8 protein-coding genes are annotated in these 14,453 nt (G+C 59.5%); 4 read left to right on the top strand and 4 right to left on the bottom strand.

Going from position 1 to position 14,453, the window contains the following annotated elements:
- Positions 1-289: 289 nt before the first annotated feature.
- The 3 genes from B5V03_RS32040 (at position 290) to B5V03_RS32030 (ending at position 7,431) form a co-directional block, all read left to right on the top strand.
- Entirely contained in the window at positions 290-1,576 is a 1,287-nt protein-coding gene (locus B5V03_RS32040; protein WP_206736214.1) for a sensor histidine kinase, read from the top strand.
- 482 nt (positions 1,577-2,058) lie between these two features.
- Entirely contained in the window at positions 2,059-5,430 is a 3,372-nt protein-coding gene (locus tag B5V03_RS32035) for a PAS domain S-box protein (RefSeq protein WP_245502393.1), read from the top strand.
- An 870-nt stretch (positions 5,431-6,300) separates the two neighbouring features.
- Positions 6,301-7,431, top strand: a complete 1,131-nt coding sequence (locus B5V03_RS32030; protein ID WP_129274388.1) for an alpha/beta hydrolase — start codon at positions 6,301-6,303, stop codon at positions 7,429-7,431.
- A 488-nt stretch (positions 7,432-7,919) separates the two neighbouring features.
- Here B5V03_RS32030 and B5V03_RS32015 read toward each other — a convergent pair whose 3' ends face one another.
- From B5V03_RS32015 to B5V03_RS32005, 3 genes are all read right to left on the bottom strand, one after another.
- Complete coding sequence (locus B5V03_RS32015; RefSeq protein ID WP_129274387.1) at positions 7,920-8,702, bottom strand: transcriptional initiation protein Tat; 783 nt, start codon at positions 8,700-8,702, stop codon at positions 7,920-7,922.
- A gap of 164 nt (positions 8,703-8,866) precedes the next feature.
- Positions 8,867-11,980, bottom strand: coding sequence for an efflux RND transporter permease subunit (locus B5V03_RS32010; RefSeq protein ID WP_129274386.1), 3,114 nt, complete (start codon positions 11,978-11,980; stop codon positions 8,867-8,869).
- Entirely contained in the window at positions 11,977-13,161 is a 1,185-nt protein-coding gene (locus B5V03_RS32005; protein WP_129274385.1) for an efflux RND transporter periplasmic adaptor subunit, read from the bottom strand. Before B5V03_RS32005 ends, B5V03_RS32010 begins: the two co-directional genes overlap by 4 nt.
- 84 nt (positions 13,162-13,245) lie before the next feature.
- Between B5V03_RS32005 and B5V03_RS32000 the strand changes: the two genes are divergently transcribed.
- Positions 13,246-13,896, top strand: coding sequence for a hypothetical protein (locus B5V03_RS32000; protein ID WP_129274384.1), 651 nt, complete (start codon positions 13,246-13,248; stop codon positions 13,894-13,896).
- 276 nt (positions 13,897-14,172) lie between these two features.
- Here B5V03_RS32000 and B5V03_RS31995 read toward each other — a convergent pair whose 3' ends face one another.
- Positions 14,173-14,385, bottom strand: a complete 213-nt coding sequence (locus B5V03_RS31995) for a hypothetical protein (RefSeq protein WP_129274383.1) — start codon at positions 14,383-14,385, stop codon at positions 14,173-14,175.
- Positions 14,386-14,453: the final 68 nt, after the last annotated feature.

The following is a 14,453-nucleotide window of genomic DNA, read 5'->3' as shown; positions in this document are numbered from 1 at the left end:
GGACTACTTTAAGGCATTGATTAGGTTACATTTGCTTTTGCCCGTCAACCCAAAAACAGGCACCCAAAAATGCGATCGGTGCCATATTGTGGCTAGACGAGAGCCTCTTGCATATAGAGCTGAGATGTTCGGGCAAGGAAGAACGGTTTGCGTGACCAAGTCTCTTCATGGCTCAGATCAGACGCCAATTGTTTGGCCGCATCTTCGGTTTGGACGCCCCTGAGAGCTATCGCGAACTGCGGCTGGAGCTGTTATGCTGCCCTCACCGTTTAAGCTGAGGCTGCTCCGCATGAACGAGGGTGTCCGCGCTGAAATGACCGCTTCAGGGCCGCAAGATCTGGTGACCGAACTCATCGAGCAGCAGGCGGCAATTTCGGAAGTGCTGCGCGCTATTGCGAGCTCGCCGCACGACTTGCAGCCCATCTTCGATGCCATCCTCGACAGCGCCAAGCGTCTCTGTCGAGCAGACATGGGCAGCTTGCGTCTCTTTGAAGAAAGCGGCCTTCGTCTCGTTGCGGTGCGAGGGGACTCCTCTTTGGTTAGTCAGGTGACGTTATCATTCCCAGTGCTCGACAAGGAGAGTTTTCTGGGTCGATTAGCCACAAGCAGGTTACCCACGCACATCCCAGACTTGACAGCACTTGAAGGCGATTATCGGGCTGACCTTTGGGTCACGGCGGCGAGGGCTCGTTATCGAACGGCCCTGTTTCTGCCGTTGCTCAAAGACAATGAGATAGTTGGGGTAATTAGTCTGGGCCGCACGCGGGTACAGCCGTTCACCGACAAACAGATTTGCTTATTCATGGACTTCGCTGCGCAAGCCAGCATTGCCTTGGAGAGCACCCGTCGCGAGCGGCAATATCGCGAGATTCAGAGCGAGCTGGCGCATGCCAACCGCGTCGCCACCATAGGCCAGCTCACCGCCTCGATTGCTCATGAAATCAAGCAGCCCATCGCGACGGCACGCAACAACGCCCGTGCGGCTCTGAATTTTTTGGATAAGCAGCCGCCAGATCTGGGTGAAATTAGGGAAGCGTTGGCCTGTATTGTAGGCGATGCCGACCGAGCCAACAACGTTGTCGACCGGATCGGGTCTCTCATCAAAAAAGCGCCACCCCGGAAGGAAGCCGTCGACCTCAATGCAGCGATCCTGGAGGTGACCGCCCTAACCCGCAGCGAAGCGGTCAAGACCGGCGTCACGGCCAGCACGCAGCTGGCTGCCGGGTTGCCACGTATCCAATGCGATCGGGTGCAACTGCAACAAGTGATGTTGAACCTAATCCTCAACGGCATCCAGTCGATGAGTAGCGTTGATGAAGCTAACCGCGAATTACACATCAGCACCGTGAGTATCGAGCCGGGGGGAGTGTGCGTCGCGGTGCGGGATACCGGCCATGGGCTGCGCCCGGAGAGCCTGCCGCGTCTCTTTGAACCCTTCTACACGACGAAGCCCGACGGCATGGGCATGGGCCTCTCAATCTGCCGCTCGATAATCGAAGCCCACGGTGGGCGGCTGTGGGCGACCGGGTGCGAGCCAAGGGGGACGCTCTTTCAGTTCACGATCCCCGCTGACTGAGCCGCCATCCTTGAGCGATGTCGCTTGTCAGCCCTAGCGGAACCATCAGCAGCGGCGCCGGATGTCGCCTTTTGAGGGGGAAACCGGACGCATATCCAACTTGGCGTCCACCGCTGCTTTTGACCGCAAAACAGACCTCACTGCTCCTTTGCTCAATAGCGCGCTTTCCATTTCCCATAGACGCGCCGCTGACAGCGGTCCGGCCCAAGGGCTGGTCGATCAGTTCTTCAAAGGGGCAGCAGGCAACGCACGACTTGGAATTTTCAGATGCGCTGCCACGCGTTACAATCCACCAGATTTGCTCACGTTGATATCTTCGCATTTTGACCCATTAGCGGCCAATGTGCTGACCCGCGCCGGGATGCTATTCTCCCCGCAGGCCCGTCCCGGCTGTAACGGTCGGCATTGGGGCTAGTCCGGCGAGGGAGGTTACCATGTCTCGCAAAGGGCCGAAGAGCCGAACCCGAGGTCGCAAGCCTCACTTGACCGAAGCGAAGGCGCAGGTTGGTCGAGTACGCCAGACCCGCGCCGATCTCGAGCGACAGCTTAAAGCATGCAAGCGGGAGATCGCCAACGCACGGGAGCGCCTGATCGAGGCTACGAAGCAGCAAACTGCCACCTCCGAGATGCTGCGCATCATCTCCGAGTCGCCGCTTCAGTCGGTGCTGGACGTGGTGGCCGAACATGCCGCACGCCTGTGCGACTCGAACAATGCGGAGATCTACCGCCTGGAGAACAACCTTCTTCGCCTGGTGGCTTCATACGGGGAACTTCCGGTGCATATTCAAGCCCGTGAGGGATTTCCCGTAAATCGCGACAGGGTGTTAGGACGAGCCATATGTGATCGGCGGTCGGTTCATGTCCACGATCTCGCCGCAGAGGATAGCGAGTACCCGTCGGGCAGCAGTGACGCAAAACGCCAGGGCCATCGCACCACGCTCGGAACACCATTGCTGCGCGAGCGGACCCCGATTGGAGTAATTCTGTTCCGGCGATGGGAGGTCCGACCATTCTCCGACAACCAGATCGCGCTTCTCGAATCCTTCGCCGACCAGGCGGCGATTGCGATCGAAAACGTGCGCCTCTTCGAAGCCGAGAAGCAACGCACGTTGGCGCTTGCGCAGGCGAACCGCGATCTCGCAGAACGCGAAGCGAAGATTCGGCGCCTGTTCGACTCCAACATCATCGGTATTTTCTTTTCGGGCTTGGAGGGTCGAGTTCTTGAGACCAATGACGCGTTTCTTCATCTCGTAGGACATGAACGGGCCGATCTGGTTTCAGGTCGCATACGCTGGACGGACCTGACCCCTCCGGAATGGCGCGAGCGTGACAGGCGCGCCTTGGCGGAACTGACCTCAAATACGACGGCGCAGCCGTACGAGAAGGAGTTTTTCCGAAAAGATGGCAGCCGCGTACCCGTGCTGATTGGAGGAGCGCTGGTCGAGGAGGGCGGCAACGAGGGCGTCGCGTTCGTCCTTGATTTGACGGAGCACAAGCGCGCCGAGCAAGCCCTACGGGAAAGCGAACACAAGCTCCGTCAAATCATCGATACTATACCGGCTCATGTCGTGCGTTACCGGCCAGACGGCATCGCCGATTTCATGAATCAGACGTTTAGCGAATTCGTCGGTCCAGAGGTCGGGTTCGACAAGCTGAGAAGCGTGGTGCATCCGGAAGATTACCCGGAACGCTCGCGCGTTTGGTTCGCACATCTCGCGACGGGCGAGCCGTACGACCAGGAATGGCGACTGCGTCGAGCCGATGGCGTCTATCGCTGGCACCGCAGCAGGCGCGTGCCGCTGCGCGACGCGAACGGCGTGATTGTGAACTGGTATGGCGCCGGTCACGACATCGATGACCAGAAGCGGACCGAGCAAGCGTTACGCCGCAGCGAAGCCCATCTAGCTGAAGCACAGAGGCTGAGTCACACCGGCGCATCGGCATATAATGCGACGGCAATTCTCTATTGGTCAGAGGAGACCTATCGAATTTTTGAGTTTGATCCCCGCGATGGCCTCCCGAGGCCCGAAGCCGTATGGCAACGGATCCACCCGGATGACCGAAACCGGGTGCGCGCCGAGGTTGAGGACTCGCTGAACGGAAAAGGAGGCTTTTCGACCGAATTCAGAATCGTACTGCCCGAAGGAACGGTCAAATACCTCGAATCGATCCGCCAACCCGTGTTCTCGACAAATGGGGAACTGGTCGAGGTGGTCGCTACACAGATCGACGTGACGGAACGCAAGCGGGCCGAAGTAGCATTGCGGGAGAGTGAGGCGAAATTCCGCGACTACGCCGAGACCGCCTCGGATTGGTTTTGGGAAATCGGTCCGGACTACAAATTCACGCTGCTGACCGAGAATGCGTTTGGCGCACCCGCCGCCGATCGAATCGGCACGGCGTACTGGGATCACGCTCTCGACCTTGAAACGGAACCCGAGAAGTGGCGGCTTGTCCGGGCAGCCCTCGGTTCACGTGAACCGTTCCGTGACTTCGTATATCGCGGGTTGAGCGGCAACGGCTCTCCGATGTACGTGAAGGCCAGCGGCAAGCCGGTGTTTGACGCCAACGGAGAATTCCAGGGCTATCGCGGCACCGGCACCGATGTGACGGCACTCATGCGCGCGCAGGAGCAACAGACGGCCATGTCGGAAGTGCTGCACGCCATTGCGAACTCGCCGCACGACTTGCAGCCCATCTTCGACGCCATCCTCGACAGCGCCACACGTCTCTGTCGAGCAGACTCAGGCGCCTTACGTCTCTCCGAAGAATGCGGCCTTCGTCTCGTGGCGGTGCGAGGGGATCCCTTTTTGGTTAGTCAGGTGTGGTCATCAATCCCGGTTCTCGCAGAAAAGGGGAGCCTTCCGGATCGATTAGCGGCAAGCAGGTTACCCACCCACATCCCCGACTTCACAGCAGTTGAAGGCGATCATCGGGATGATTTTTTGATCACGGTGGTGAACGCAGGTATTCGAACGGGCCTGTTTGTGCCGTTGCTCAAAGACGATGAGATAGTCGGGTTAATTAGTCTGGCCCGCAAACAGGTGCAGCCGTTCACTGACAACCAGATTTCCCTATTCAGGGACTTCGCTGCGCAAGCTACCATTGCCTTGGAGAGCACCCGCCTCGAGCGGCAATATCGCGAGGCGCAGATGGCGCTGGCGCACGCCAACCGGGTCGCGACGATGGGCCAGTTGACGGCCTCGGTTGCTCATGAAATCAAGCAGCCCACCGCAGCGGCACTCAACAACGCGCGTGCGGCTCTGAATTTTTTAGACAAAAGCCCGCCCGATGTGGCGGAGGTGAGGGAGGCGCTCACCTGCATTGTGAGCGACGCCGGTCGAGCCAGCGACGTCGTCGACCGGATCGGGTCTCTCTTCAAAAAAGCGCCACCCCGGAAGGAGATCGTCGACTTCAATGCGGCGATCCTGGAGGTGACCGCCCTAATCCGCAGCGAAGCGATCAAGAGCGGCGTCACGGTGGGCACACAACTGGCGCGCGAGTTGCCACGCATCCAATGCGATCGGGTGCAACTGCAACAAGTGATGTTGAACTTGATCGTCAATGCCATCCAGTCGATGGGTGACGTCGAGGACGGGAACCGCGAATTACACATCAGCACCGTGAGTATTGAGTCGAAGCGCGTGTGCGTCGCGGTGCGGGATACCGGCCATGGGCTGCGCCCGGAGAGCCTGCCGCGTCTATTTGAACCCTTCTACACGACGAAGCCCCACGGCATGGGCATGGGCCTCTCAATCTGCCGCTCGATAATCGAAGCCCACGGTGGGCGGCTGTGGGCGACCGGGTGCGAGCCAAGGGGGACGCTCTTTCAGTTCACGATCCCCGCTGACTGAGCCGCCATCCGTGATTGATCTCGCTTGTTGGCCCTAGCGGATTCGCAGCGGCGCCGGATGTCGCCTTTTTGCGCGAAAAATGCTGAACTTATCCGATTTGATCGCCATTTGAAGAAAACAGCTCCATTTTTCGAATTGTGCCTACCTCAATCTAGCGTACGCCGCGGGGAATCGCTACAGCGCGCAACGGCGGGGTGGAGCAGAATGGACCATCCGATGGATGGAGTGATGACTGAGGGCTATAGACTGCCGTTTTGGGAGGATGGCCCAAGAGCACTGGTGTGCGGCTTTTGGGCCAGCGAGAGTTGTCTTCATGGCCTGAAGCGAGCTCCCTCCGCTGTCCTCGATAAGCCCCTGTCGCACGCTGTTTTTATATCTGCCGCGTGGGGTGCGGGACGCGATCGGCGACGAGGCCAACGTGCCGCGAATTTGCGATCCGAGTCAGCCGGGCACACCGTTAACGACGTCACAACTTCCAGCGTCGGCAGCCTGCTCTCCGCCCTCAGGTATCCCGACCAAGCTATCCAGTTGTTTGTCGACCACGTCCTGCCGGCGGCCGGGCTATAGTGTCGCGGCTGGTCCGGGGCGGGCGGGCCCCCCGGCAGGAACGAAGCGCGAAGGTGCCCAGTTTTCGCGAGCGTTTCGCCTTTCCTTGGCAATGGCGCCGCACAACGGGCCATTTGAGCAGCGCGTGCTGTCCAAGAAAAAAGCTGCGCGATGACCGGCGTTGTGATCCATGTAGCCGCAGAGTGCGGCTTCACCGATAAAAGTCATGGTCAGCCGGATCGTTGGCGTAAGTCCATGCGCCCTAGCGTCGGGCGCTAATAGCAAGTGAATAGATCAGTGCGTATTGGCTTGGAGACCGTTGCCATGTGGAGCAGCTTTCGTTGTCGCAGGGTAGATTGGGCAGTTGCTGTTCTATTTTCCTTCATTTTGGCCGGTTGCGCTGCCAGACTTGGCCCGGAGGTGTTGACGCCCGTGGCCGCCTCGTCTGGAGAAAAGGCCCTGCAGATCTATGTGGCGACCACGCGTGAGCGCGAGATTTCGTCCGGTAACGTGTTCACTGCGAACAGTGCGAATGCACTTAACTTTGCAAAGTTTGTCGTCTCGGTGCCGCCCAACCACAAGTCCGGCAATGTCGAAATGCCGACCGCACCACCCGATCCAAGGAGCAGCTTTGCTGTAGTAGATCAGGCCGTGATGAGTGAAGCCGATTTTCGCAAGGCCGTCGCTCCGCAAGGCAATACTCGGCGAAAAAAACACAAAGCCTTCGTTTTCGTCCATGGGTTTAACAGCAACTTCCAGGAGTCGCTGTTCCGGCTCGCCGAATTGCAGGCGGACATCAAAATCGAGGGGATTCCGATCCTGTTCTCCTGGCCATCGCAAGGACAGGTAGCTGCTTATGAGATGGACAAGCAATCGGCAAGCTATTCTCGGGACTATCTGATGGCTCTACTAACAATGTTGGGCAGCAGCTCCGAGGTCAGCGACATTGTAGTGGTTGCCCATAGCATGGGTGCTATGTTGACCGTTGCCGCTCTGCGCCAGCTTCGTATCGAAGGCAAAGACCGAGTGATCGCCCGGCTAGGGCGTGTTGTGCTGGCGGCGCCCGACATCAACGCGATAACGTTCCGTGCTCAGATACAAGCCATCGGTCCGCTCGATCCACCTTTGCTGGTTCTGGTTTCCAAGGATGATGGTGCGCTTCGAGTGTCCAGTCTTATTGATGGCGGCATCGCGCGTGCGGGCGATATCAACGTTGACGATCCCGTTGTGCGCGAGGCGGCCCTGAAGGAAAAGGTTCAAATCGTCGACATCTCGAGGCTCGCACAGCACGACGGTCTGGGGCATGACCAGTTCGTCAGTGTGGCTGTACTTTATTCACGACTGCACGACCAAGCCGCGCGTTATCGCAACACTCCTGGCACATTCATCTTTGCGGATGACGATGAGACATTCTTGCGACCGATCGACATCGGAAATCAGGTTGCCGTGCATTGACTGCTTGCAACCGGCAGACAGAACCGGTTGATTTCGTTCGATCGCGGCACGGTGGAGAGAAGGAAGAGTTGTCCGCCGTGCACCAAAACGCAAGATCGAAGCCGAAGAAGACCTCAGGCCGAGGTCTCGGAAAAAGAGGCGCAGATCGCTGGTATGCAGCGTCAGATCGAAGCTCTCCGTCGGAAGGCGCAGCAGGGCTTCCAGCAGTTGCAGGGAGGAACGCAAGTGTTCGAGCTCGAATCGTTGATCCGCGCTCCGCTTCACACCACGAGCTTCGGGTCGGATACGTCGCCATGGAAATCAGCGAGATCGTCCACCTGCGGAACCGTAAAGGAAAGCCCGCGTTTCGCCGCGTCGTTGTTCTCCCCGTGTTGCCAGGGAGGAAAGATGGAGCCGTGCTGGACCCGTTCCGCGGCCTGTGCGGCGAGCGGCAGAAGCAGGGCGGCGGCAAGTGCGGTGGCGAGGACTGCTTTGTGTATTTGATCTGCTCACGCGGCGTAGTGGAAGCCGGCCTGCTGCAGTTCCGGAATGGTCGCCACTATTCCGGGGGTCAGCACGACCCCATCGACGAGATGGTTGGTCAGCTCGGCGGCCACCGCCTCGTGCGCGGCATGATCCGGATTCTTGCCGGAGGCGATCAGCTTTGCCGTCACTTCCCAGATCGCGTTATGGCAAGCCAGGAACACGACGCCGCGCTCCTGCAGCGCAGGGATGGTGTCGCCGACGGGACCGAACACGCTATCGGGATCCTCACTCCGCGCGAAAGCACTCGGGGCGGGTTTCGGCACCGTCAGCGTGTTCGTCTTGAAGCGGTCGCCGGTCAACGTCGCGAGTTCATACTTCTCCCACATCACATGGTCGAACAACGCGAGGTGCGCCGTACCATGCGTGGCGGAGACGGCCAGAAAGTCCTTGTGTCCGAAGGAAAAGACCTGGGCATTGATTGAGTTGCGCATCAAGTTGAGCCAAGGGCCCGCGAGATTGGTGTTGTCCCACACCTGCTTGTGCGTGCCGCGATAGGCGATGATCTCCTTGAGCGCTTCGTTGTCCCAGAACTCGGACTGCTCGAGAATCATCGGCACCGACTTGAAATCGCGTCGGCGCGGCGCGCCGCGTAGCCGGCTCATCAAATCGCCGAGCTCTTGGGCGCCGGGTGGGATGATCTGCGCGGTCGTTGCGGCCTGCGAGGAACCGGCTGCAAGCGCAGCGGTCCCGACTGCCAACGCGCCCAAGCTGACAAGGGCGGTACGCCGTGAGCTATCGAGCGTCATTAGTGTCTCCTCATATTGCTTGCTGGTGAACCGATCGAGCATTGCTCGAAAGGTCCGCCTTACTCCCTATGAGGTAGGAGCGCCACGACAGCACACCAACGCAGTTTTCAGATCGATTCGATCACAAGATCTGATGAATACAATGCGATAGGCGTTGCGCTCGCTCATTCGGCAGGCGCCGGATGGACGTCGCCTGACGCCGCTTGATGTCGTCGCGCACCGAATAGCCAATTCTGCAGCCGATCGAGGTAGAGGTAGACGACGGGCGTGGTGTACAAGGTGAGGATCTGCGACAGGGCGAGACCGCCGACGATTGCGTAACCCAAGGGTTGACGGATTTCTGATCCAACGCCGGTGCCGACCATCATCGGCACGGCCCCAAGGAGCGCTGCCATCGTTGTCATCAGGATTGGCCGGAAGCGCTTGATACAGGCCTGGTAGATCGCTTCTTCCGGCGTCAGACCTTCGGCTTGTTCGGCCTGGATGGCGAAATCGACCAGCATGATGCCGTTCTTCTTGACAATTCCGATGAGCAGAACGATCCCGACCACCGCGATCACGCTCAGGTCGAAATGCGCAGCCATCAGGAGCAGCAACGCGCCGACGCCTGCGGAAGGAAGTGTCGAGATGATGGTGATCGGGTGAATGAGGCTTTCATAGAGCACCCCGAGAATGAGATAGATCACGAACAGCGACGCAGCAATCAAAACCGGCGTACTTTTCAGCGAGGCACCGAACGCCTGCGCATTACCCTGGAAGCTCGTCTGAAGCGACAGCGGCGGATGCAACTCCTTTTCGATCGATTGAATGCCGCCGACCGCCTGTCCGATCGCGGCTCCAGGCGCGAGATTGAACGAGATCGTCACGGAAGGGAACTGCCCTTGGTGATTGACGACAAGCGGCGCGACCTTGACGACCGAATCGACCAGCGTCGATAACGGCACTTGTTGTCCACTCGATGACTTGATGTAGATGCCATTGAGTGCTTCGGGCCCGTACTGGAACTTCGGATTGACCTCGAGCACGACGTGGTACTGCTGCAGCGTCGTGTACATCGTCGAGACGATGCGCTGGCCGAAAGCGTCATCGAGCGTGTTGTCGATCGTGTATGGCAGGATGCCGTAGGACGAGGCGACCTCGCGCTTGATCGTGATATCGAGCAGCGGGCCCGCATTGAGCTGGTCGGTCGTGACGTCCGCGACCGCCGGCAACGTCTTTATCTTGTCGAGGAGCACACCTGCCCAGTGATTGAGCTCGCCCGCGTCAGCGTCGTTCATGGTGTACTGGAACTGGGTCTTGTTCAGCCGCGCGCCGACCGTGATATCCTGCGCGGGCTGCATGTAAAGCGTGATACCCTGGATCTTGGCGAGGTTGGTTCGCAATCGTGCAATCACCTTGTCGATCGGGTCGCGCTGGTCGGCCGACTTGAGCTGAATGAACACGCGGCCATCATTGACGGTGGAGGTACCTCCGCCAGCGCCGACGGCCGAGCCGATCGATGCAACGGCGGGATCACGCATGACCGCATCGAGCATGGCCTGCTGGCGCTCGGCCATCGCCTGGAACGAAATGTCTTGGGCAGCTTCCGATTGACCCAGGATCAGGCCGGTATCCTGTTGAGGGAAGAACCCCTTGGGAATGATGACGTACAGGTACCCGGTCACGGCGATGGTGCCGATCATCACCATCATGGTGATGAAGCGATGTCGCAACACGACCTTCAAACCTGCCTCGTAGGCGCTGAGCAGCAGATCGAAGCCGCGTTCGGACCAGCGATAGAGGCGGCCGTGCTCACGGCTCTCGGGTTTGAGCAGGTAGGCGCACATCATGGGCGTGAGAGTCCTGGAGATCACCAAGGAAAGGACCAGCGCGACACTCACCGTGATTGCAAACTCGCGGAACAGCAGGCCGACATAGCCGCTCATCAGGAAGAGCGGAATGAAGACAGCGATTAGAGAGAACGTGATTGCCATGACGGTGAAGCCGATCTCGCCGGATCCCTTCATCGCGGCGTCGTACGGGGACAAGCCTTCCTCAATATGCCGCGTGATGTTCTCGATCTCGACGACGGCGTCGTCGACGACGAATCCGACCGCGATTGAAAGCGCCATCAGCGACAGATTGTCGAGACTATAGCCCATTTCATAGAGAACCGCGAAGGTGCCGATCAGCGAGAGTGGCACGGTGACGGCTGGAATGATGGTTGCCCAGAAACTACGAAGAAAGATGAAGATAACCATCACCACGAGAGCAATGGTCAGCAGCAACGTGAACTGCACGTCCGCAACCGAAGCCCGGATCGTCTGGGTGCGGTCCGAAATGACGTTGATCTTGATGTCGGCGGGAATCGACGCCTGGAGCGTCGGCATCATCGCCTTGATGCTTTGCACCGTCTCGATGACATTGGCTCCGGGCTGACGCTGTACGGCAAGGATGATGGCGCGATGGTTGTTGTACCAACCGGCGATCAGATCGTTCTCTCCGGCGCTGACCGCGCGGCCGATGTCGCGAATACGGACAGGCGAGCCGTTGCGATAAGCAATGACGAGGTCCGCATATTGCTCCGGGTGAAACAGCTGGTCATTGGTGTTGAGCGTGTAGGTCTGTCGCGGGCTGTTTAGCGTTCCCTTGGCCAGATCGACGTTCGCTTGGCCAAGGACGGTTCGTACATCCTCCAGATTGATGCCTCGCGCGGCCAGGGCCTGTGGATCGACCTGCACGCGAACTGCGGCCTTCTGCTGGCCGCCAATTCCGACGAGACCCACGCCCTGGATCTGCGAGATTTTCTGCAGCAGGATGTTTTCGGCATACGCGTCGACTGTGGTCAGCGGCAAGCTGTCCGAGGTGAGGCCGAGCACAAGGATCGGCGTGTCGGCCGGGTTGACCTTCCGGATCGTCGGCGGATAGGGCAGGCCAGTCGGCAGATACGGGCTTGCCGCGTTGATGGCTGAAAGCGTATCGCTGACGGCCCCGTCAATCTGGCGGTTCAAGTCGAATTGTAGCGTGACCTGGGTGTAGCCGAGCGCGCTCGCCGACGTCATTTGCGTGAGTCCGGGTATTTCCCCGAACTGCAGTTCGAGCGGCGAAGCCACCGACGAGGCCATCGTCTGCGGGTCCGCGCCAGGCAGCTGGGCGGTGACCGTCAGTGTCGGATAGTTGACGTTCGGCAGTGCGGCCACCGGCAGCAACGGATAGGCGATGAGTCCGGCAGCCAGCAGTCCGACCATCAGCAGTGCGGTCGCGATCGGTCGGCGAATGAAGGGCGCGGAGATGTTCATGGGATCGGTGCCTGTAATGCGTCTTGAGCTACGGCTTCATCTGCGGCCTTGCCGTGCAGTGGGACGACATGCGTTCCCGGCCGCAGCTTGTATTGCCCGTCGACCACGACCTGCTCATTGGCCTTCAGACCGGAATCAATCAGCGCCTGGCCGTCACTGACTTGGGCAACCTTGATCTGGCGGAGAGATACCGTGCCGTCCGGATTGACGACGTAGGCATATGGTCCGTTCGGTCCTTGCTGGACGACAGAGGCGGGAACGGTCAGGCCGTTGTGTCGCGTATTGAGCAGCAAGCGTGCATTGACGAGTTCGCCCGGCCACAGGCCGTTCTCCTTATTGGCGAAGTTCGCCTTGAGTTGGATCGAGCCGGTCGTCTGCAGGATCTCGTTGTTGACGAGCCCGAGCTGTCCCTCACCCAGGCGGATCGTGTTGTCCTGATTGTAGGCCAGAACAGATAGCGCTGCCTTCGTCTCCCGCTGCTGTTGCTGGATCTGCGGAAGGACGGTCTCGGGCAGGGTAAAGATCAGCGAAATCGGGTCCAGCTGTGTCACCACGCAGAGGCCGTTCGTATTTGACGGGCTGATGATGTTCCCAACATCGATTTGGCGAATGCCCACCACGCCCTCTATTGGAGATGTAAGTCTCGTGAAACTGAGCTGCACGTTCGCAGCGTCGATCAGAGCCTGGTCCGCCTTGATCGCCGCCTGTAGCTGACTGACCTGCGCATTCTGCGTTTCAACCAATTGAGGCGTCGCCCAGCCCTTGTCGCCGAGCTGGGAGTAGCGGGTCTGATTCGCTCGTGCATTTGCGAGCTGCGCCTGATCGCGTTCGAGATTGGCAGCATATTGATCGATCAGGGCCTGATAGGGCCGTGGATCGATCTGCGCGAGCAGATCGCCGGCGTGGACCCGCTGTCCTTCGGTAAAGTTGATGCTGGTGATCTGACCCTGGATCTGCGCCCGTACGATATCCGTGTTGTAGGCAATCACCGTACCGACGCCAGTCAGATAGATCGGAACGTCATGCTGGGTGACAGTCCCGGCAACGATCGGAACAGGTGGCGCCGGAGTCGGTGCAGCCGCGGCCTTCTCCATCGGGTGAAAATGCGTCAAGTGCAGCAGGCCGGCACTCGCGGCGACCGCAGCCAACACGGCGACAGAAATGACGATCTTCTTTTTCATAGAGGGTTGCTCCGGAGGACAGAAGCTCAGCAGCCGCTTGGTGAGCCCGTTGATGTCGACGTGCCGAGGGATGGGCATCCAGGTGTGAAGGTCGAAGCGGATGCCGCAGGCGGCGTCACGATCGGCATTGCCGGTAGGATCGGCGTCACGTTGCCTGTCACCAGCGGGACTGCCGGCGTGGGAAGCAGCGTGGCGGAACTGACACCGAGATTGCCGATCTCTGTTGAACCGAAGGGGAGACCGGTCTTGGGACTGCCGCCGGACGTTGTCGGAAGGGTCGAAGTTGGGCTGGAGGATGCGGCGATGCTGCTCGAGCCGGAGCCGCACATGCCCGACATGCCAGCGGTATCGAGCGCGCCCGAGATGGGGCTCTGCATCGTTGCTGACGTCATTGACAATGATGAGGTCGTCCCTATTCCCGACGAGGTCGATGCCGCTGTGTTCCCGACTCCGCCCGTTGCTGGTGTTGACCCAGCCATCGCCATTCCGCCGCCGTCATATGTCGACGTCGAGCCATACATTCCGCTTGGCGAGGACCCAAGTGTCGAGCATGCAGTCCCGGTCGTAGGTGTGGCAATGCTACCGGTGACAACAGGAGCCGGGCTGAGGCCTGCTGAAGGCAGCTCGGTTGCGCCCAAACCAATTCCGATCGGTGAAATCGGCGAACCAGTCGTGCTGCCGAGCGGGGAGGTTGCACCGACTGTAGGCGTCGGAGCGGCCATTCCTGTCATCTGAGCAAATGCGGCACCGCTCGCGAACAGCGCAAAACCGGCGGCGATCAACCAACACCTCACGTGCATCCTCCATTCGAACCAATTGGGCGCAGGTAAGAAGTGTCTATGCGTCGGCGCGCTCCTTCCGAATTCGCACGAAGATGGTGAACTGGACCGATTGCCGATCATGCTCGAATACGCATCGAAAGAAGACCCGCCGAAGCGGGTCTGTCTGCATGCCGGACTGGCACCGCCTAGGGCATCGCCGCGGGGCGGGCGTGCCGATGGCTTGGCGGTGTCAATCGTTGACCTTCGGTCCGCCATGATAAACGTGCTCATTGAGTTCCGTTGCAGATGTCGGCGCCTGGTCAAATGCGGCGTAGCCGCTGTCGGCGCGGGCGATTGCCGTCTGAGACATGCGCGGCGGATATGTTGAGATACCCGCAATAGCCGGCAGAACGAATGCAACGAGCATCGTGACGGATGCGATCATGGTCGAGAGCTTTCTCATGCTGTATCTCCTAATGTGAACCCTGATAGATAAGTTGGCTGGCGCGGCCAGATAGGACAAAGCGTTTC

Origin of the sequence: Bradyrhizobium betae, assembly GCF_004123905.1 — a bacterium.
In the GTDB taxonomy this organism is placed as follows: Bacteria; Pseudomonadota; Alphaproteobacteria; order Rhizobiales; family Xanthobacteraceae; genus Bradyrhizobium; species Bradyrhizobium betae_A.
Note: the sequence above shows the minus strand (reverse complement) of the source record. Positions and strands in the feature narration are given on the sequence as shown.